This window comes from Synechococcus sp. CBW1002, assembly GCF_015840915.1.
Classification (GTDB): Bacteria; Cyanobacteriota; Cyanobacteriia; order PCC-6307; family Cyanobiaceae; genus CBW1002.
Map to the genome: position 1 here is coordinate 1,305,292 of NZ_CP060398.1, position 19,430 is coordinate 1,324,721.

The 19,430-nt window shown below is 69.9% G+C and carries 20 protein-coding genes; 8 read left to right on the top strand and 12 right to left on the bottom strand.

All coding sequences use genetic code 11. The features are described 5' to 3' along the window. Positions 1-24 precede the first annotated feature (24 nt). A complete protein-coding gene (gene smpB / locus H8F24_RS06220; RefSeq protein ID WP_197157634.1) occupies positions 25-522 on the top strand; it encodes an SsrA-binding protein SmpB in 498 nt (165 codons plus the stop codon). Positions 523-541: 19 nt separating this feature from the next. Here smpB and H8F24_RS06225 read toward each other — a convergent pair whose 3' ends face one another. Further along, complete coding sequence (locus H8F24_RS06225) at positions 542-2,629, bottom strand: phosphotransferase (protein WP_197171443.1); 2,088 nt, start codon at positions 2,627-2,629, stop codon at positions 542-544. After that, positions 2,629-3,633: a cysteine synthase A gene (locus H8F24_RS06230; protein WP_197157630.1), complete on the bottom strand. Its 1,005-nt coding sequence runs from the start codon at positions 3,631-3,633 to the stop codon at positions 2,629-2,631. Before H8F24_RS06230 ends, H8F24_RS06225 begins: the two co-directional genes overlap by 1 nt. Before the next feature lie 80 nt (positions 3,634-3,713). Between H8F24_RS06230 and H8F24_RS06235 the strand changes: the two genes are divergently transcribed. Genes H8F24_RS06235 through H8F24_RS06255 form a run of 5 tightly spaced genes read left to right on the top strand, consistent with a single transcriptional unit; the run spans position 3,714 to position 7,816 of the window. Beyond that, entirely contained in the window at positions 3,714-5,123 is a 1,410-nt protein-coding gene (locus tag H8F24_RS06235; RefSeq protein ID WP_197171445.1) for an ergothioneine biosynthesis protein EgtB, read from the top strand. Beyond that, complete coding sequence (gene egtD, locus H8F24_RS06240) at positions 5,120-6,136, top strand: L-histidine N(alpha)-methyltransferase (protein ID WP_197171446.1); 1,017 nt, start codon at positions 5,120-5,122, stop codon at positions 6,134-6,136. The genes H8F24_RS06235 and egtD overlap by 4 nt, the downstream gene beginning before the upstream one ends. 16 nt (positions 6,137-6,152) lie before the next feature. Further along, positions 6,153-6,416: a hercynine metabolism small protein gene (locus tag H8F24_RS06245; protein WP_197171448.1), complete on the top strand. Its 264-nt coding sequence runs from the start codon at positions 6,153-6,155 to the stop codon at positions 6,414-6,416. A gap of 10 nt (positions 6,417-6,426) precedes the next feature. Next, complete coding sequence (locus H8F24_RS06250; RefSeq protein ID WP_197171449.1) at positions 6,427-7,002, top strand: hercynine metabolism protein; 576 nt, start codon at positions 6,427-6,429, stop codon at positions 7,000-7,002. 16 nt (positions 7,003-7,018) lie between these two features. Next, positions 7,019-7,816, top strand: a complete 798-nt coding sequence (locus tag H8F24_RS06255) for a YdcF family protein (protein WP_197171451.1) — start codon at positions 7,019-7,021, stop codon at positions 7,814-7,816. 12 nt (positions 7,817-7,828) lie between these two features. On the opposite strand, the gene H8F24_RS06260 is transcribed toward H8F24_RS06255, so the two are convergent. The 7 genes from H8F24_RS06260 to H8F24_RS06290 all read right to left on the bottom strand — a co-directional run bounded on the left by H8F24_RS06260 (position 7,829) and on the right by H8F24_RS06290 (position 14,573). After that, positions 7,829-8,092, bottom strand: coding sequence for a hypothetical protein (locus H8F24_RS06260; protein ID WP_035832975.1), 264 nt, complete (start codon positions 8,090-8,092; stop codon positions 7,829-7,831). A 59-nt stretch (positions 8,093-8,151) separates the two neighbouring features. Continuing rightward, positions 8,152-9,678 carry a lysine--tRNA ligase gene (lysS, locus tag H8F24_RS06265; protein WP_197157618.1) on the bottom strand — a complete coding sequence of 509 codons (1,527 nt, stop codon included), beginning with the start codon at positions 9,676-9,678 and terminating at the stop codon, positions 8,152-8,154. 104 nt (positions 9,679-9,782) lie between these two features. Beyond that, entirely contained in the window at positions 9,783-10,538 is a 756-nt protein-coding gene (rpaB, locus tag H8F24_RS06270) for a response regulator transcription factor RpaB (protein WP_197158961.1), read from the bottom strand. Between the two features lie 214 nt (positions 10,539-10,752). Next, positions 10,753-12,108, bottom strand: a complete 1,356-nt coding sequence (locus H8F24_RS06275) for an extracellular solute-binding protein (protein ID WP_197172058.1) — start codon at positions 12,106-12,108, stop codon at positions 10,753-10,755. Positions 12,109-12,145: 37 nt separating this feature from the next. Continuing rightward, positions 12,146-12,775, bottom strand: a complete 630-nt coding sequence (locus H8F24_RS06280) for a rod shape-determining protein MreD (protein WP_197157616.1) — start codon at positions 12,773-12,775, stop codon at positions 12,146-12,148. Beyond that, complete coding sequence (mreC, locus tag H8F24_RS06285; RefSeq protein ID WP_197171452.1) at positions 12,775-13,521, bottom strand: rod shape-determining protein MreC; 747 nt, start codon at positions 13,519-13,521, stop codon at positions 12,775-12,777. Before mreC ends, H8F24_RS06280 begins: the two co-directional genes overlap by 1 nt. A 5-nt stretch (positions 13,522-13,526) precedes the next feature. Then, positions 13,527-14,573: a rod shape-determining protein gene (locus tag H8F24_RS06290; RefSeq protein WP_197157613.1), complete on the bottom strand. Its 1,047-nt coding sequence runs from the start codon at positions 14,571-14,573 to the stop codon at positions 13,527-13,529. Between the two features lie 171 nt (positions 14,574-14,744). Between H8F24_RS06290 and H8F24_RS06295 the strand changes: the two genes are divergently transcribed. Continuing rightward, the gene (locus H8F24_RS06295) at positions 14,745-15,137 is read left to right on the top strand and encodes a single-stranded DNA-binding protein (protein WP_197157611.1); all 393 of its coding nucleotides are present in this window, start codon (positions 14,745-14,747) and stop codon (positions 15,135-15,137) included. 55 nt (positions 15,138-15,192) lie between these two features. Here the strand turns inward: H8F24_RS06295 and ahcY are convergent, their stop codons facing one another. After that, entirely contained in the window at positions 15,193-16,620 is a 1,428-nt protein-coding gene (ahcY, locus tag H8F24_RS06300) for an adenosylhomocysteinase (RefSeq protein ID WP_197157609.1), read from the bottom strand. Positions 16,621-16,761: 141 nt separating this feature from the next. Between ahcY and tsaE the strand changes: the two genes are divergently transcribed. Beyond that, the gene (tsaE, locus tag H8F24_RS06305; protein WP_197171454.1) at positions 16,762-17,217 is read left to right on the top strand and encodes a tRNA (adenosine(37)-N6)-threonylcarbamoyltransferase complex ATPase subunit type 1 TsaE; all 456 of its coding nucleotides are present in this window, start codon (positions 16,762-16,764) and stop codon (positions 17,215-17,217) included. Here the strand turns inward: tsaE and H8F24_RS06310 are convergent. Next, complete coding sequence (locus H8F24_RS06310) at positions 17,214-18,233, bottom strand: carbohydrate kinase (protein ID WP_197171457.1); 1,020 nt, start codon at positions 18,231-18,233, stop codon at positions 17,214-17,216. The genes tsaE and H8F24_RS06310 overlap by 4 nt on opposite strands. Before the next feature lie 50 nt (positions 18,234-18,283). Further along, positions 18,284-19,384 carry an 8-oxo-dGTP diphosphatase MutT gene (mutT, locus tag H8F24_RS06315; protein ID WP_231598242.1) on the bottom strand — a complete coding sequence of 367 codons (1,101 nt, stop codon included), beginning with the start codon at positions 19,382-19,384 and terminating at the stop codon, positions 18,284-18,286. Positions 19,385-19,430: the final 46 nt, after the last annotated feature.

The window sequence follows — 19,430 nt, forward strand, 5'->3', positions numbered from 1 at the left end:
ACCCAACGGACAGGCGGCAGGGAGATGGCGAAGGGCGGAGGAAAGAAAGCCGCCAAGGCACGGCGCGATGCCGCCAACCGGCTGCTGGCCGACAACCGCTTTGCCCGGCATCAGTACGAGATCCTCGAAACCCTCGAATGCGGCATCGAGCTGCTGGGCACCGAGGTGAAATCGGTGCGGGCGGGCCAGGCGAATCTGCGCGATGGCTTCTGCCTGATCCGCAGCGGCGAGATCCAGCTGCACAACGTCCACATCTCGCCCCATAGCCACGCCGGCCGCTACTTCAACCACGAACCGTTGCGGGTGCGGCGGCTGCTGGCCCACCGGCGCGAAATCGACAAGCTGCGCAGTGCCCTCGACCAGAAGGGCCTCACCCTGATCCCTCTTAATTTGCATCTGAAGGGCTCATGGATCAAGGTGACCCTCGGCCTCGGCAAGGGCCGCAAGCTGCACGACAAGCGCCACGAAGAGAAGAGCAAGCAGGAGGCCAAAGAGGCCCGGGCGGCCATCGCCCGCCTCTGATCAGCACCAGCCCCTGGGCTCAGGGGGTGTCGGTGGGCGGCGGTGGTGGCTGGATCGGGGCTGTGGATGGAACCTTGGGACGGATGGGGGCCGCAGAGCCGGGTGTCGGGGATGGGGTGGAGCTCTGCTCCTGAGGCGCGCCAGGGATGCGTGTCTCGGGTGGCTCGGCCTCGGGAACGGCGTTCTGGGGCTCTGGTTCCGGCTCCTGGGGGGGTGGCGGATCAGCTCGCAGCGACAGGGTGATCTGGGCCGGCGCCAGCCCCTCGTTCGTGACCAGCAACTGCACGGGCGAGCGGGCCTGCGCCGGCAGACTCACCACGCGCAAAGGACCACTGGCCTCGAGCACACTGCCATCGGCGGCGAATACGGTCATCTGCATCAGGGGTGAGCCGTTCACGCCCAGCACCAGGCGGTGGTTGGCGGGGAGCTGGATCGGAAACAGACGGGCACCACCGGCGTCCACATCGGCCGAGAGGGCCTGAACGTCCTGGGATCGGGTCTTGATCGGCTCGATCCGCATGCCGGCCAGGCCCTGCTCCGCAGCGGCGTACCAGAGCTGGCGGAAGGGCTCCGGCGGAATCTCGGTGCCGATGCGACCGGGCAGCAGGTTCTGGGCGCTGCCGGAGACGAGCTGGCGCAGCACGGCGGAACTGAGGCCCTGCCCCACCAGAGCCTGCTGCCGCTGCTCCCAGTCGGCCTGGCTGTAGGTGCCGAGGCGGCGACGCACCGCCAGTGGCAACTGCTCTACCCGTGCCAGCCATTCTTCGGCTAGTTCGTTCCACACCTTGCGCAGCGGCGCGTCTTCGCTGGAATCGCTGGGAAGCCGTCCGCGCCGCTCCGGGAACTGGGCCAGCAGGCTGGCATCCACGAGCCGCAGGAACCAGGGCCGATCCACCTGCATGGCCCGCAACCGATTGAGCAGCTGCTGACGTTGGTCCACCTCCTCGGGGGGCAGGCTCTCGCCGGCGGCCAGACTCGCCTCCGGGATCCTGGGGGCGGCCGTGCGGCCGCGGCTCAGCCACCACCAACCGCCGGCCGTGCCCACGATGGCCGAGAACACCAGGGCCAGCACCACCGGCCAGACGCCGTTCTCGGCCTCCTCCTCCTTGGCCTCCTGGCGGCTGCGCCGCGGGGCCGCCGCCCCCATGGCGGGCAGCGGCTGGCTCTCGGCCAGGCCGACAAGGGGCAGTTCCGGCGCGACGGGGCCAGGCAGCGGTGACGGTGCAGGCGCCACCAGCACCAGCGTGCGATCCGCGCGGGGCACCGGGCCGGTGCTGTCCGGCATGGGGAGAGCCTGCAGTGCGGCCAGAGCCTGGGCGGCGCTGGCGAACCGGCTGGCCGGATCCCGCTGCAGCAGTCGCTCCAGCTGGAGGCGCAGCTCTGGTTCGGCGTCGAGGGTCGCCGGCCAGCGCCATTCCAGGCTGACCGGATCGAGCAGGGAGGCCGGCGGCTCGCCGCTCAGCAGCACCAGGGCCGTGACGCCGAGGGCATGCAGATCCATCCAGGGCTGAGCTGCGCCGCCCTGGGCCAGCTCCGGGGGCGCATAGCCCGCTGTGGCCACGACGCCGCCGCCCACCAGGCCGAAATCCAGCAGCACCGGCTGGCCATCCCGATCGCGGCGCAGCAGATTGGCCGGACAGAGATCGCCGTGGACCAGCTCCTGGCTGTGCAGGGCCACCAGCACCGGCAGCAGCTGGCGAAGCAGCAGTAGCAGCTCCCCCCCGCCGAACACAAGCTGGCGCTCGGCGCGGGCCTCGAGCAGCTCCTGGTAGGTGCGCCCGTCCTGCCACTCCCGCACCAGCCAGAGGTCATCGCCAGCGGTGATCGCGCCACCGAAACGCGGCACCTGCGGATGGAGCACCGTCTGCAGCTGGCTCCAGCGGCGCCGAGCACCCTCCTGATCCGCCGCAGGACCCAGCTGGCGCAGGGCCATCAAGGCCCCGCCAGCCAGCTGGTCACTGGCCCGCCATAACCGCCCCTGAACCGGGGCGGCGTCATCGCTGGGGGCACTGAGGCACTGCTCCAGCTGGTAGCGCTCGCCGATCAGATGGCCAACCTCCGGCGGAGCAGGCGCCTCGGCGGGGCTGGGATCGGAAGGGGTCGCCATCAGGACGGGGATTGAGCGCCGTCGCGGTCGGGCTGATGCAGACCGCGGCTCTCCAGCCAAGCGCGGTCGTAGAGCCGCGAACGGTAGCGGTCACCGCTATCGCACAGCACGGTCACGATGCGATGGCCAGGCCCGAGGCGGCGGGCCGTTTCCACGGCCGCGGCCACGTTGATGCCCACCGAGCCGCCCAGAAACAGACCCTCCTGCCAGAGCAGCTGGTAGATCGTGTCGAGGGCAGCCTGATCGTCGATGCGCACGGCGTCATCGATCGGCGCCCCTTCCAGGTTGGCGGTGACGCGGCTGTTGCCGATGCCCTCGGTGATCGAGCGGCCCTCGGCCTGCAGTGCGCCGGTCCTGGCCCAGCTGTAGAGGGCGCTGCCGTGGGGATCGGCCAGCACGCAGCGCACCGCCGGATTCTTCTCCTTGAGATACAGGGCCACGCCGGCGTAGGTGCCCCCCGTGCCGGTGGCGGCCACCCAGGCATCCACCCGACCTTCGGTCTGCTCCCAGATTTCCGGAGCGGTGCTGTTGTAGTGGGCGCGGCGATTGGCCAGATTGTCGAACTGGTTGGCCCAGACGGCTCCGGGGGTTTCGGCGGCGATGCGGCCCGAGAGTCTCACGTAGTTGTTCGGGTCGCGGTAGGGCACCGCCGGCACGGTGCGCACTTCGGCGCCGAGGCTGCGCAGCAGGCCGATCTTCTCGGCCGACTGGGTGTCCGGAATCACGATCAGGGCCCTGTAACCGCGGGCATTGCAGAGGTGGGTCAGACCGATGCCGGTGTTGCCCGCCGTGCCCTCCACCACTGTGCCGCCGGGCTGCAACAGCCCCTGCTCCTCCGCTTCCAGCAGGATGCCGAGGGCGGCCCGATCCTTGACGGAGCCGCCGGGGTTCATGAACTCGGCCTTGCCGAGGATGTCGCAACCGGTGAGGGCGCTCAGGGCCGCCAGGCGGATCAGGGGGGTGTGGCCGACTGCGCCGACAAACCCCTCAGTCGTACCGCCCATCGCGCTGGCCTTCTCGAACAACGTTGCTGTGGGCGGATCGTAGGCAACTCCCTAGGGTCAGCCCAGAGGGCACGGCAGTGATGGTTCCCCGGACGGGCACGGCGAGTGGACGGCCATCGCTGGTGACCCTGCGGCAGCGGCTGCGGCAGGTGCGCCAGATCAGCGAGCGCCTGATCGCTCCGTTGGAACCGGAAGACCTCTGCCTGCAGGGCATGGCCGACGCCAGTCCGCCCAAGTGGCACCTGGGCCACACCACCTGGTTCTTCGAGGAATTCCTGCTGCGGCCGGCACAGACCAGCGGCGCACCGGCTCCGGAGCTGTGGCGTTATCTGTTCAACAGCTACTACGACGCCGTGGGAGCGCGCCATCCGCGGCCGCAGCGGGGTCTGCTCAGCCGACCACCGATCGACGCGGTGCTGGCCTGGCGGCAGCAGGTGGATCAGGCCCTCGAGCTCCTGCTCGACCGAATGGAGGTCTGGCCCGAGGAACGGGCGCGCCCCAAGCTGGCGCTGCTCGAACTGGGGTTGCAACACGAGCAGCAGCATCAGGAGCTGCTGCTGATGGACCTGCTCGATGGGTTCAGCCGCAATCCCCTGGAGCCGGCCTACCGCGGCACTGGTGGCCGTGACCGGCCCAAGACAGCCGCTGCACTGATCAGCGATGGCCTCGACAACAGCGCGGTGGCCGTGCCCGCCTGGCACGACGACCCCGAAGGCCGCTTCCGCGCCCTGGCGCGCGCGCACGACGGCCCTGGCCACGAAGGCGCCGCTGCAGGCGGCGGCAGTGGACTGGCTGGCTGGCTGAGCTTCGCTGAGGGCCTGGTGGCGATCGGCCACCTGCCGGGCAGCGGCGGCCCCGAGGGTTCGCCCGGCGGTTTCGCCTTCGATAACGAGGGCCCCCGTCACCGCGTCTGGTTGGAGGGCTTCCAGATCGCCGAGCGGCTTGTGACCAACGCCGAGATGGCCGCCTTCATCGCCGCTGGGGGTTACGAGCAGCCCGAGTGGTGGATGAGCGAAGGCTGGGCGGTGGCCCGCGACCGCGGCTGGCGGGCTCCCCGCTACTGGCGCGGCGACGACGAATTCACCCTGGCGGGCCGGCAGCCGCGGGATCCCCAGGCCCCGGTGCGGCACCTCAGCTGGTTTGAGGCCGATGCCTACGCCCGCTGGGCCGGGGCGCGGCTGCCCAGCGAAGCCGAGTGGGAAGTGGCGGCCGCCAGCGGCCGCCTGCCCCAGGCTTTCGGCCTGCTCTGGCAGTGGACCGCCAGTCCCTACCGGCCGTACCCGGGCTTCCAGCCCGCGGCCGGCGCCGTGGGCGAATACAACGGCAAATTCATGAGCTCCCAGATGGTGTTGCGCGGCAGCGGTTTCCTGACGCCACCGGATCACCAGCGGCTCACCTACCGCAACTTCTACCCACCCGCCAGTCGCTGGATGGCGGCCGGACTGCGGCTGGCCCGCGATGGCGCCATGCGGGCCGGGGAGGCGGCATGAGGGCCCACCTCGAGCAGCGTCAGCCGGACTGCAGCCGCCGCTTCATCGACCTCCATCCGCAGCCGGCCGACATGGCCCGCCTGGTGCGCCAGGGCATGGCCCGCAAGCCGCGGCAGCTGCCCGCCTGGCTGCTCTACGACGCCGAGGGTTCGCGGCTGTTCGAGGCGATCGGCGCCCAGCCGGAATACAGCCTCACCCGCACCGAGACAGCCCTTCTGGAAGACATGGCGCCGCAGCTGGCGGCGGCCCTGGGCGCCGGCGTGCTGGTGGAATTCGGCGCCGGTAACGCCCGCAAGGTGGGTCCGTTGCTGAACGCCCTGCGGCCGGCCGCCTACGTGGCCCTCGACATCAGCGCCGACCACCTGGCCGACGCCTGCGACGCCCTGCAACGGCGCCATCCGCCCGTGCCGGTGCTGGGCATCTGCTGCGACTACAGCCAGCTGGAGCAGCTGCCCGCCCATCCCCTGCTGGAAGGTCAGCCGCTGCTGGGCTTCTACCCGGGCAGCTCCCTGGGCAACTTCGATCCGGAGGAGGCCCGCGCCCTGCTGCGCCAGTTCGCCCGGCTGCTGGGCCCGAGCGGTCGCCTGCTGATCGGCATCGATCAGCCCAAGGCACCGCAGCGGCTGGAGGCCGCCTACGACGACGCGGCGGGGGTCTCGGCCGCCTTCGCCTTCAACTTGCTGGCCCGGCTCAATCGGGATCTGCAGGGCAGCTTCGACCCCACCCAGTTCCGGTACCAGGCCCGCTGGCAGCCGCAGCACAGCCGCATCGCCATGGCGCTGGTAAGCCGGCGGGAGCAGATGGTGCAGCTGGCCGGATCCAGCTGGCCGTTCGCTGCCGGGGAGCCGCTGATCACCGAATACAGCCACAAGTACACGCCTGAGGCGTTCGCGGCGCTGGCGGCCGACGCCGGCTGGCGGGGCACCCGCCGTTGGAGCGATCCGGCCAACGACCTGTCCCTGCACCTGCTGGTGCAGGCAGACTCGGAACCAGAGACAACGGTGGGGCGATGAGCCTCCAGGAGCAGCCATGAGCCGGGACGAACAACGGGCGGCGATGCGCCAGGTGCGCGAAGGGCTGATCGAAGAACTGGAGGGGCTCTACCACCAGGCCTTCGATCGGATCGGCCGCGTCGAGCTGGGGGAGGGGGCCGTGGCGCGGCTCACCCAGCTGCTGCTCCGCTCCCGGGAAGCGGCGATCACGCCGCTGCAGGAGGAAATCGAGGCGCCCTTGATCACCCGCGCCCCCGGGGAGTCACCCCCGGCCGCCGCTGCCGAACCCACCGGGGCCTGAGACCAGACGCATGGCTAGCAGCTGGTTCGAAGAGCTGGAGGCACGGCTGGAGCAGCAGCTGGAGGCTTTCCTGCAGGCCAACCCCGAGCAGGACGCCCTGCTGGCCGAGCAGGAGGCCCGCGATCGCCAGCTTGAGCTGCAGAAGCGGCGGCGCAGCCTGCAGGCTCAGGCTGAGCAGCGGCGCCAGGAGCTGCTGCGGCTGGCCGGTGAGATTCGCCAGTGGCAGGAGCGGATCACGCGGGCCCGCGCTGCCGGCGCCACCGAGCTGGCCGAACAGGCCGCCGCCCGCTGCGAGGCCTTGATGGAGCAGGGGCGCCGCGCCTGGCAGGAGCTGGCGGACCTGGGCCAGAGCTTTGCCGCCACCGAGGCCGCCCTCGAGGAGCTGACCGCGCGCGCACGCCAGAGCCGCCCAAGCCAACAGCCCCGCCAGCAGACCACCGGCAGTCCCGCGGCGGGCGCGCCAGTGGAGCCGGCCCAAGCCGCAGCGCCAACGTCCGGCGGCGACAATCTGGAGGCCGCCTGGGCCGCCTTCGAGACCCGGCAGGAGCTGGAGGCCCTCAAGCGCCGCCAGGGCCATACCACCTGAGGAGGCGCCCGGCCTGATGGGATTCCTGCTGAGCAAGCTGCTGCCGCTGGGGCTCTACCCCCTCGGCCTGGCCCTGGTGCTGCAACTGGTCGGCCTGGTCGGCCGGCGGCGGCGCTGGGGGCCGTGGCTGTCGGGCGGTGGGGTGCTGCTGCTCTGGATCGCGGCGATGCCGTACACCAGCCGTCAGCTGGTCTGGGGGCTGGAGGAACCGGCGGCGGCCCTCACCCCTGCCGTGATCCCCCGCGCCGATGCGGTGGTGGTGCTGGGCAGCGGCCTCAGGCCCGCTCTGGCGCCGCGGCGCCAGGTGGAGGTGAACGAGGCGGGCGACCGGCTGCTCACCGGCCTGCGGCTGCTGCGGCAGGGCAAGGCGCCGGTGCTGCTCACCAGCGGCGCCAAGGTGCACTTCGCCAGCGGCGACCCTGCCCCCGCCGAGGCGGAGGTCGCCCGCCAGCTGGCGATCGATCTCGGGGCGCCGGCGGCGGCGATCCTCACCAACCCGGGGTCACGCACCACAGCCGAAGAGGCCCGCGACATCGGCCAGCTGGGCCGCCAGCGGGGCTGGACACGCATCCTGCTGGTGACCAGTGCCACCCATATGCCGCGCTCGCTGGCCACCTTCCGGCGCCGCAGCGGCCTGGAGGTGATTCCGGTGGCCTGCGATTTCCAGCTGACCAGCCGCAACAACTACGGCGGCCCAACGGCCGCCAGTGTGATGCTGGATCTGGCTCCCGATGCCGGGGCGCTGCTGTTGACCAGCCAGAGCCTCAAGGAACACCTGGGACTGCTGGTCTACCGGCTCAAGGGCTGGAGCTGATCTGGCCCCGGCTCACTTCTTGGGAGCAGGGGGCACCAGGCTGACGCCCTCGGGCGGCGGGGTGGGGTCGGGATCGGCGATCAACATGTGCTGCAGCACGATCTCAGGACGTTCGCTGTCGCGCCAGCGGATCCGATAGGCCGGCATCTTGGTGCCACGGCTGGTGGTCTGCTCCACCGGCTCCATCACCCATCCCCGGCGCGAACGACCCTGGGGGTTGCGCTTCACGACCGCATCTGCGTGCTGGAAGCGGAAACCGACGCGCTCGCCACTCATGGAATCGCTGCCCCCGTTGGGGGAGATTGCCTACCGAAGTGATTATCCCATTGCGCCCCTCAGGCCTCACCGCCCTGCTCGGGGCGGGTCTCCGCCCGCTGCTCCGGCCGCAGCAACGGAAAGGCGATCACGTCGCGGATCGAGGGGCTGTCGGTGAGCAGCATCACCAGCCGGTCGATGCCGATACCAAGACCGCCGGTGGGGGGCATGCCCACCTCGAGGGCCTGCAGGAAATCCTCATCCACACCCTGGGCCTCCAGGTCGCCGGCCGCCTTGCGCTCCTGCTGGGCCTCCAGGCGCTGGCGCTGATCCACCGGGTCGATCAGTTCGCTGAAGGCGTTGGCGGTTTCGCGCCCCACGATGAACAGCTCAAACCGCTCCACCATCCCGGGCTTGCTGCGGTGGGCCCGCGCCAGGGGTGAATTCTCCACCGGGTAATCGAGCACGAAGGTGGGCTGGATCAGGCTCTCCTCCACCCGCTGCTCGAAGGCCTCCACCAGCAGGCGGCCGACGGAATCGGCCAGGGCCGGCGCCACGAGACCCTGGCTTTCCATGGCGTCGGCGGCCTGCTGCCGCGTGGAGAAGGTGGTGAAGTCGAGCCCGGTGGCGTCCTGCACCAATTCCTGCATGGTGGCGCGACGCCAGGGCGGCGTCAGATCAATCGCGGTGCCCTGGTAGGTGATCGCGGTGGTGCCGCACACCTGCTGACAGACGTGGGCGATCAGCTGCTCGGTGAGCTCCATCATGTCGGTGTAGTCGGCGTAGGCCTGGTAGACCTCCACGGACGTGAACTCGGGGTTGTGGCGGGTGCTCACCCCCTCGTTACGGAAGATGCGGCCCAGCTCATAGACCCGCTCGAAGCCGCCCACCACCAGCCGTTTGAGGTGCAGCTCGGTGGCGATGCGCAGGGTCAGGGGCAGATCGAGGGTGTTGTGGTGGGTCTCGAACGGCCGGGCATCGGCACCGCCGGGCTGGCTCTGCAGCACCGGTGTCTCGATCTCCAGGAAATCCCGCTCATCCAGCCAGCGGCGCATGGCACTCACCGCCAGGGCACGACGCCGGAAGGTCTCGCGGGTGTGGGGCGACACGATCAGATCGAGGTAGCGCTGCCGGTAGCGCTTCTCCACATCGGCCAGGCCGTGCCACTTGTCCGGCAGCGGCTGCAGACTCTTGCTCAACATCGACCAGCGCTTCACCTTCACCGAGAGCTCGCCCCGGTCGGTGCGGCGCAGGCTGCCCTCCACACCGATCAGGTCACCGGCATCGACCAGGGACGTGAGGTGGGCAAAGGCCTCAGGGTCCTCCGGCAGGGAGGCGGCCAGGGTGGCCTTGTCGATGAAGAGCTGGATCGGGCCGCTCTGATCGGCCAGGGTGAAGAAGGCGAGCTTGCCCATCACCCGACGGGTCATCACCCGACCTGCGATTGCAACGCTGAGGTCACGCTCCTCGCCCTTGGGCAGATCGGCATGGGCGGCCTGGAGCTCAGCGGTGCTGTGGCTGGGCTCGAAACGCAGGGCATAGGGACCCTGGCCCAGCGCAGCGAGGGTCCGGGCTTTCTCCAGGCGGGTCTCGCGCAGCTCCGACAAGGGTCTGACGACTATCTGATGGCGCCCCATCCTGCAGGATCGAAGGTCAGGCGATGACCTGGATCTCTCGGGGTCTGGGTCTTCAGAGGCCTCGATCTTCCGGGTCAGCCAGCAGCCGCCAGGCTGGCGTCACCCATCCGCTGGGAGGCGTATCCGGTGCCCCGCACGGTGAGGATCAGCTCAGGGTTGCGCGGATCGGGCTCCAGCTTGCCCCGCAGCCGGGCCACGTAGACATCCACAACGCGCAGATCGGCGGCGCGGCGCGGCGGGTAGCCCCAGAGCTGCTCGAGGATCTCGGCCCGTGGCACCACTCGGCCAGGCTCGCGGAACAGCAGTTCCAGCAGGCTGAATTCGGTGTAGGTGAGGGCAATGCGCTCGCCGTCGCGGGTCACCTGGCGTCGATTGGTGTCCACCACCAGATCACCCAGGCGCATCACACCGCTGCCCACCGGCACATCGCGGGGTTCACTGCCGGCCGAACCGCGGCCTACCCGGCGCAGGATCGTGGCGATGCGGGCCTCGAGCTCCTTGGGGCTGAAGGGCTTGGGCAGGTAATCGTCGGCCCCCAGATCGAGACCGGCGACCCGCTCGGCGATGGCATCGAGAGCCGAAAGAAAGATGATCGGCACGCAGGATTCCGCCCGGAGCCGGCGGCAGACCGCGAAGCCATCCAGCTTGGGCAGCATCACATCGAGCACCACCAGATCGGGCTGCTCCTGGTGGAACAGGGCCAGGGCCTCCTCGCCGTCCTCGGCGCAGACCACCCGATAGCCGGCGATCTGCAGCCGCATCACCAGCACCCGCCGCACGGCAGCTTCGTCGTCCACCACCAGAAGGGTGGCCCTGGGATCCGATGGCATCTCCTGATCGAAACTCCCCCCAGGCAAGCCTTCAGCCTGCTGCGGTCGCTGCTGAGGCTGAAGCTCCACGGGCATGGGCCACGATCAAAGTGAAGAATCGCAACCCTACCTGCTCACTTTCCCCCTCTGCCGCCAACCCAGCCGGCCAGCCCGGTGATTCGGTTGAGGCTTAAGGATTTCTGCGGAACTTCGCCTGGGGGGATTCGACGGCGTCTCAGGGCCAGCGTGCCTCGGCGTAGCGGTTCCACTCCTGCTCCGCTGCCGCCAGGGCCTGATCGCTGCCCATCTGCCCCAGCATCGCCCGCTGCAGCTGGGTGTAGAGGATCGCCTGGAGCCGCTTGACGCCCGGGCTGGCCGGCACCAGCACCCGCGCCTGGCCCAGCGTTTCGGCGGAGAGCATGCGGGCCTGCCGCACCAGCTGGTCAGGCCGACCCTGGGGCCGCTCCTGCGCCAAAGCCGCCTCCAGCTGGTCCAGCGCGCCCGTTGCCGAGGGCAGCACCCGCGCCTGCTCGGCGAAGGCCAGCTGGTTGGTGGCGTCCGTGAGGAACAGGGCGAAGCTGAGGGCCTCCTTCGGCAACCGACTCTGACGCGGCACCGCCAGGTTCATCACCGCCACATTGGCCTCGCCGCCGGCACCGGTGAGTGGTGGGAACGGGGCCGTGACCGCTGCGATGCCGGGGGCGTTGGTCTGGATGCTGCGCAGGAACTCGGCGCCGCTGGCCACCTGGGCCAGCTCCCCGCTCTGGTAGAGCTCGATCGCCCGGCGGTAGCCCTGGCTCACCACCTCCCGTGGCAGCAGGCCGCGGCGGTAGAGGTCGGTCCAGAAGGCGAAGGCGCGGCGGCCCTCCGGGCTGTTGAAGGCCGCCCGCTGACGTCCGTCCAGCAGGCGCACATCCATCTGCACCAGGGATTCGAGCAACTCAGCTGAGTCGTCCGGCACCACGGTCACGAACAGGGCGTAGCGACCGGTGCGGCGTTTCACCGCCTCGGCGTAGGCAGGCACCTCCTGCCAGCGCAGGGGCGGGCGGCTGTAGCCGGCCTTGGCGAGCAGATCCCGGTTGGCCAGGGTGATCCGGGCCGTCAGATACCAGGGCACGGCGAACTGGCTGGGCGGGCCGTCGGGGCCGGGCAGCTGGCCGGCCTTCCAGACCTTGGGCAGATAGGTCTGGGCCGCATCGGGCGGCAGCAGGGGATCGAGGGGCAGCAGGCCCCCCTTGCTGGCCAGGTTGGCGGCGAAGAGCGGATTGAGGTTCACCACGTCCGGCGCGGTGCGGGCGAACACCGCCGCGAGGAGCTTGCGCTCCACCGAACTCCAGGGCAGGTCGGTCCAGCGCACTCGCATACCTGGATTCCGCTGTTCCCAGGCGGCGATCACCCCACGGATGTAGTCGTTGAAGCGGGGCGCCAGATCCAGGGTCCAGAACTGGATCTCCGGCTCGGGCGGTTGGGCGGGCCTGCAGGCGGCCAGCCCCAGGGCGGCAGCAAGGGCGAGGCTCGCTCCCAGGCTGAGGCGGCGCAGCAGCGCCCGCCGACCCCAGCGCCGGCTTGGGCGCGGCGCCGATGGAGGCATCGGCTCGGGGCGGGGTGCAGCGGGCATCTCGATCAACTCAGCTCCTCAGGGAAGAGGACTGCTGCCGCCAGAGCAGCAGCAACAGCGAACACAGCATGGGGGCCAGCAACGCGGTGATCAGGGTCTGGCTCAGCAGCGTATGCAGCCCGGCCCCCAGCAGGTCGCTCAGATGCCAGCCCGGGGTGGCGAACAGACGGGGATCGACCCCGAGGTCGGCGCCAGCCTCCACCCCGGCGGCGACCTGGGTGGGGGCAGAGTCTCCGGCCAACCCGGAAGTCCGGCCGCCACGCCAGGCCAGCAGGGCGAGCTGAAGCCAGAGGGTGAGATTCAGGGCCAGGCAGCCCAGCAGGGCCAGCAGGCCGAGATTGAAGCTGCGCTCGATCGGCCGGCCGCGGCGACCGATCCGCCCCCACCACCAGCCCAGCAACACAAGGGCAGGTATCTGGGTGAGCGGGCCGGGGTGAAGTCCATCGAGCAGCAGTGCCAGGCCAAGACCCGCCAACGCTCCGGACACCGGACCGTCCACCAGGGCCCAGGGCAACAGCCAGAGCACGGCCCAGCTCGGGGACACGCCCGCGACCTTCACCAGGCTGGGCGACGCGAGACTGAGCCAGGGCACCAGCAGAGCCGTGGCCACACACCAACGCTGTTGATGAAGACGGGCCATCAGGGCGAGCGGGTCAGCACCTGCACCCAGTCCACCGCATCCACCGGGGCGCTGAGCTGCACCACCGCCTCAGGGGCAGGCACCGCCTTGTCGTCGACCGACTGGATCACCCCCACCGTGAGGTTGGGCGGCACCAGGGTGCTGGCGGGGGACGACACCACGACATCGCCGGGGCGCACCTGAGGGTCCTTCTCGAGGAAGCGCAGCACCGGGCGGCTGGTGCCGACCCCGGTGAGCAGCCCGTGGCGCTGGGTGCGGCCCACCCAGACGCCCAGGTGGCTGTGAGGATCGGTGAGCAGGGTGACGTTGGCAGTGGTGGGGGTGACCTGGGTGATGCGGCCGATCAGCCCACCGGGCGCCAGCACCGCATCGCCGGCCTGGAGGCCCGCCAGGGAACCGCGGCCCAGCAGCTGCTGCTGCCACCAGCCCGCCGCTTCGCGGGAGATCACCGGCGCGGTGATGCGCTGCTCAGCGCTTCGCTGGAGATCCAGCAGGCCCCGCAGCCTCCTGTTGTCCTGCTCCAGCTGACCCAGCCGCGCCTGGTCATCCAGTTGCTGAGCCGAACGAAGCCACTCCTCCTGGGCCGTACCGGGCCAGAAGGGGCGGCTGAGCAGGGCATAGAGATCGTTGAGGAAGGCCCCCTTGCTGAACCGGATCGCACCGAGGGCCAGAAACAGCAGCAACCAGGGGGCGGCTTGCTGAATCAGGCGGAGCGAGGGAAGCCGGGGCCAGCGCAGGGCCGGCATCGGCATCAGACCGTGGCGCGGGCGAAGTCAGGGGTGTCGAGCACCCGCTCCAGCCGTTTGTAGTCCTCCAGAACCATGCCGCAGCCATTGACCACACACAGCAGGGGCTCCTCGGCCACGTGGGTGAGGATGCCGGTCTCGTGGCTGATCAGCTCGCTGATGCCCCGCACCAGGGCACCACCGCCGGCCAGCATGATGCCGCGATCGACGATGTCGGCGGCCAGCTCAGGGGGTGTGCGCTCCAGGGTGCGCTTCACCGCCTCGACGATCACGTTGAGCGGCTCGGCCATGGCCTCGCGGATGTCGCCGGCACGCACGTTGATGGTGCGAGGCAGGCCGGAGAGCAGGTGCAGACCCCGCACATCCATGGAAGTTTCGTCGTGCTCGTCGTCGGGGAAGGCGGAGCCGATCCGGATCTTGATGTCTTCAGCGGTGCGCTCGCCCACCACCAGGTTGTGCACCTTCTTGAGGTAGGTGCCAATCGCATCGCTGAGTTCATCGCCGGCCACCCGCACCGACTCGCTCAGCACCGTGCCGCCGAGGCTCAGCACCGCCACTTCGGTGGTGCCACCGCCGATGTCCACCATCATGGTGCCGACGGGCTCGGTCACCGGCAGGCCGGCACCGATCGCGGCCGCCACGGGTTCGTCAATCAGGTGCACTTCCCGGGCACCGGCCAGGCCGGCTTCGCGCACGGCACGGCGCTCCACACCGGTGACGCCACTGGGGATGCCGATCACCAGACGGGGCGCCACGATGCCGCGGCCTTCATTGCCCTTCTGGATGAAGGTCTTGATCATCTGCTCGGCGGCGTCGAAGTCCGCAATCACGCCATCCCGCAGGGGCCTGACGGCACGGATGTTGCCAGGGGTGCGACCCAGCATCATCTTGGCTTCGTTTCCCACGGCCAGGGGCACGTTGCGCTCCAGATCAAGCGCCACCACGGAGGGTTCCTGCAGCACGATGCCCTTGCCGGACACGTACATGAGGGTGTTGGCCGTTCCCAGATCGATGCCGATATCGCGGGAGAACTGGAAACGTCGGAAAAACACGGGCGGGGTCAGGGGCGTCAAAAAATCATAGGTGGGCCGTTTGACGGCCCCCAGCGGGAACCCGCCATGGTCCGATGAGACGGGGGTGGCACTGAACGGAAGCGGAGGCCCCGGAGCCTGACCGAGGGGTGCCGCATCATTGACCCAACACGATCCAGCAGGAGCAGCGCCATGAGCGTCAATTCCATCACCCTCGTCGGCCGGGCAGGCCGCGATCCCGAAGTGCGCTACTTCGAATCCGGCACCGTCGTCGCCAACCTCACCCTGGCGGTGAACCGCCGCAGCCGCGACGATGAACCCGACTGGTTCAACCTCGAGATCTGGGGTAAGCAGGCCCAGGTGGCGGCCGATTACGTCCGCAAGGGATCCCTGCTCGGCATCATCGGCAGCTTCAAGCTCGACCGCTGGACCGACAAGGCCACCGGCGAAGAGCGGAGCAAGCCGGTGGTGCGCGTCGACCGGCTCGAGCTGCTCGGCTCCAAGCGCGATGCCGAGGCCGGTGGCTTCAGTGGTGGCGGCAGCTATGGCGGCGGTGCTCCCAGTGAGGAGGAAGTGCCCTTCTGAACTGAGCTCGAGCGGGGGAGACGATCGTCTCCCCCTGGCCGCCACAGGCCAGTGCTCAGTAGCGGTAGTGCTCGAGCTTGTAGGGGCCTTCCACCGGCACGTTGATGTAGGCGGCCTGCTCGGCGGTGAGCTCGGTGAGCTTGGCGCCGATCTTCTCGAGGTGGAGGCGAGCCACCATCTCATCGAGATGCTTGGGCAGCACATAGACCTCCTTGCCGTACTGCTCACCCTTTGTGAACAGCTCGATCTGGGCCAGCACCTGGTTGGTGAAGGAGTTACTCATCACGAAGCTGGGGTGGCCGGTGGCGCAGCCCAGATTCACCAGACGGCCCTCGGCCAGCAGGATGATCCTGTTGCCGCTGGGCAGCACGATGTGATCCACCTGGGGCTTGATGTTGTCCCAGGGGTACTGCTTCAGCGAGGCGACATCGATCTCGTTGTCGAAATGGCCGATGTTGCACACGATCGCCTGATCCTTCATCTGAATCAGGTGCTCGTGCCGGATCACCTGGAAGTTGCCGGTGGCCGTCACGAAGATGTCCACATCGCGCACCACGTCGTTGAGCCGCACGACGCGGTAGCCCTCCATCGCCGCCTGCAGGGCGCAGATCGGGTCGATCTCGGCGATCATCACCGTGGCACCGAGGCCCCGCAGCGACTGGGCCGAACCCTTGCCCACATCGCCGTAGCCGAGCACCAGGGCCACCTTGCCGGCCACCATCACATCGGTGGCGCGCTTGATGGAATCCACCAGCGACTCGCGGCAGCCGTAGAGGTTGTCGAACTTGCTCTTGGTGACCGAATCGTTGACGTTGATCGCCGGGAAGGGCAGCTCACCGCTCTTCTGCATCTGGTAGAGGCGGGCCACACCGGTGGTGGTCTCCTCGGTCACGCCCTGGATGTTGGCGTAGATGCGGGAGTAGAAGCCGGGCTGGGCGGCCAGCTTCTGGCGGATGCTGTTGAAGAGGGCCGTCTCCTCTTCGTTGGAAGGGTGATCGAGAACAGAGGGATCCTGTTCGGCCTTGGTGCCGAGCACCACCAGACCGGTGGCGTCACCACCGTCATCGAGGATCATGTTGGGGGTGCCGCCATCGCCCCACTCGAGGATGCGGTGGGTGAAGGCCCAGTACTCATCGAGGGTCTCGCCCTTGTAGGCGAACACCGGCACACCGGAGGCCGCAATGGCGGCGGCGGCGTGATCCTGGGTGGAGAAGATGTTGCAGCTGGCCCAGCGCACCTCGGCGCCAAGGGCCACCAGGGTTTCGATCAGAACGGCCGTCTGGATCGTCATGTGCAGGGATCCCGCGATGCGGGCACCCGCCAGGGGCTGCTCGGCGCCGAACCTGGCGCGCAGAGCCATCAGGCCCGGCATCTCGGTTTCGGCGATCGCGATCTCCTTGCGACCGAAATCGGCCAGGCCGATATCGGCGATCACGTAGGTCGACGTGGACTGCAGCACGGCTGCCGTGGGCGTTGCCACCATGGGTTGTTCTCCTGAAAACAGCTCACTCCCGGCTGGGAGGGCGTGGGTTGGAAATATCTGCGGAGACGCCGAGGCTTCGGGCTCGCGAAGACGCGAATCTACAGGGGTCCTCAAGGCTCTCGAGAGCCCAGGCCCCCTGCCATGCGCGACCCGGTTCTGCTGCGTGATCTGGCCGCCACCCGTGCCCTCGGCCGCGCCCTGGTCCGGCAGCTGGCTGCCCCCGCACCGATCCTGCTGCTGCAGGGGGAGCTGGGGGCCGGCAAGACCTCCCTGGTGCAGGGCCTGGCCGAAGGGCTCGGCATCAGCGAGCCGATCACAAGCCCCAGCTTCGCCCTGGCGCAGCACTACGCCGGCCAGGGGGAAGCCGGTGCCACGGCCCTGGTGCATCTGGATCTCTACCGGCTGGAGCCGCCGGCGGCGGCCGATGAACTCTTTGCCCAGGAGGAGGAGGAGGCCCGCTCCCTGGGGGCCCTGCTGGCGGTGGAATGGCCGGAACGGCTCAGCCAGCTGCCGGCCGAGGCCTGGCGGCTGCACCTGGAACTGGCTGATCCAGCCGATCCCGAGCAGGGGCGGATCGCCCGGCTGATCGCGCCTTAGGCCCACGCCTCCAGAAAGCGCTGCACCGCCTCGGTTGAGGGCTGCGGGTCGATCGCACCGGCGCCGCCGCACACCAGCGCGCCACAGGCGCTGGCAAAGCGCATCGCTGCCGTGAGGGTGTCAGCCGAGGGGCTGTCGAGCAGGTCGGGCTGAAGGCAGAGGCCATGGAGCAGCCCCGCCAGGAACGCGTCACCGGCCCCGGTGCTGTCCACCACCGCCACCCCGTAGGGGGCGAGGCTGCCGGAGACGCCAGCGCAGTGCCAGCGCAGCGGGGCGCCGCCATCGGTGACCACCACCGCCGGGGCCTGGGGCAAGGACGCGGCGATCGCCGCCGGATCGCGGGTCCCGAACAGCCCCTCGGCTTCCTCTGCCGCCAGCTTGAGCAGATCGGCCCGGGCCAGCAGCGGCCGGATCCGCTCCAAGGCACGGGGAGACGGAGGGTCGTCCGCCGCCGCACCCCAGAAGGTGGGCCGCCAGTTCACATCCAGGGCGACCCGCAGGCCGCGGGCCTCCGCCCGCGCCAGGGCGCACCCCAGGGCAGCGGCCGCCAAGGGGCTGGCCAGGGGGATGGTGCCGATCAGCAACCAGGCCGGGCCCGCTGCCGAGCCAGGCTCCACCAGCTGATCCAGGGCCAGCTCGAGCTCGGCCGCCGCGATCGCCTGATCAGCGAAACCCTCGCCCCGATCCCCGGCGAAACCGCCGAAACTGCGTTCACCGGAGAGATCGCGACGCACCAGCACGATGCGGCTGGGCCGCTGCGGATCCCACTGCAGCGCCGCCCGATTCACGCCCCGTTCGGCCAGCAGACTCGCGAAGGCCTCACCGATCGGATCACGGCCCAGCCGGCCCAGAAACGCCACCGGCGTGCCCAGCCGGGCCAGGGCACAGGCCACATTGGCCGGTGCCCCGCCGAGCCGGTCATCACAGTCTGGATCGGTGGCGGGGTCCCCACCCGGCGGCCCCAGCCGATCCACCAGGGCCTCCCCGAAACAGAGCACCTGGGGCAGGGAATCCATCGATCAACGGCACGGCGATCCCTTCAGCGTGCTCCTCCAGCGCGGATCCGTCAGGCGACGACCAAGCCCAACCGTTCCAGCAGTGCCGCAATGATGCGGGCATTGGCCGCGGGAAAGGGGTAGTCCTTCAGCTCGGCCGGCTGCACCCAGCGCACCTGCTGGGAGGCCAGCGGCTGCGGCTCGCCCCTCAGCCAGCGGCAGAGATGCACCACGAAGCGCAGTCGCTTGTGGCTGTAGGCGTGCTCGAGGGTGATCAGCTCCTCGCCCACCTCCACCGTGATCGCCAGTTCCTCGCTCAGTTCGCGGGCAATGGTGGAGGCGATCGCCTCCCCAGGCTCCTGCTTGCCGCCGGGGAATTCCCACAGCCCCCCCAGCAGGCCCTCGTTAAGCCGCTGATCGATCAGCACCCGGCCGGCGGGGTCGAGCACCACCCCCACGCCGATCACCTGGAACGGCAGGGGTCTGGCGGCATCCTTCACGGGGTAGCGGGCGGGGTCGCCGGCAGCGTAGGCAGCGCAGTTCCCCTGCCAGGGACAGACGCCGCAGCTCGGTTGACGGGGCGTACAGACGGTGGCGCCGAGATCCATCAGAGCCTGGTTGAACGCCCGGGGCCGCCGCGGATCGAGCAGGGCCTCACTGAGCCGCCAGAACCCGGCCAGCTGCCGCGCCGGTGGCCGCGGACTGGCCAGCAGTCGCGCCAGCACCCGCTTGACATTGCCATCAAGGATCGCGAAGGGCTGATCAAAAGCCGACGACAGGATGCTGCCGGCGGTGCTGCGGCCGATCCCCGGCAGCGCCAACCAGCCCTCGAGCGTGCGGGGGAAGGGGTCGGGCTGAAGCCCGTCACCGCCTTCGTCACGGCCATCACCACTGTCATCGGCGTCAGCGGCCAGCAGCTGCCGTGCGCCCTGGTGCAACCGGCGGGCGCGGGAGTAGTAGCCGAGCCCCTGCCAGAGCAGCAGCACGTCGTGCTCCTCGGCGGCGGCCAGGGCCTCCAGGGTGGGGAACGCCGCCATCCAGCGGTGCCAGTAGGGCAGCACGACGCGCAGCTGCGTCTGCTGCAGCATCACCTCGGCCACCCAGGCGCGCAGGGCACAACCCTCCTCGCCATCGGCCAGCGGCAGGCCCTCGGAGCTGAGCTTCCAGGGCATGGCATGGCGGCCGTGGATCTCCCACCAGGCCAGCAGGGAGCGGCGC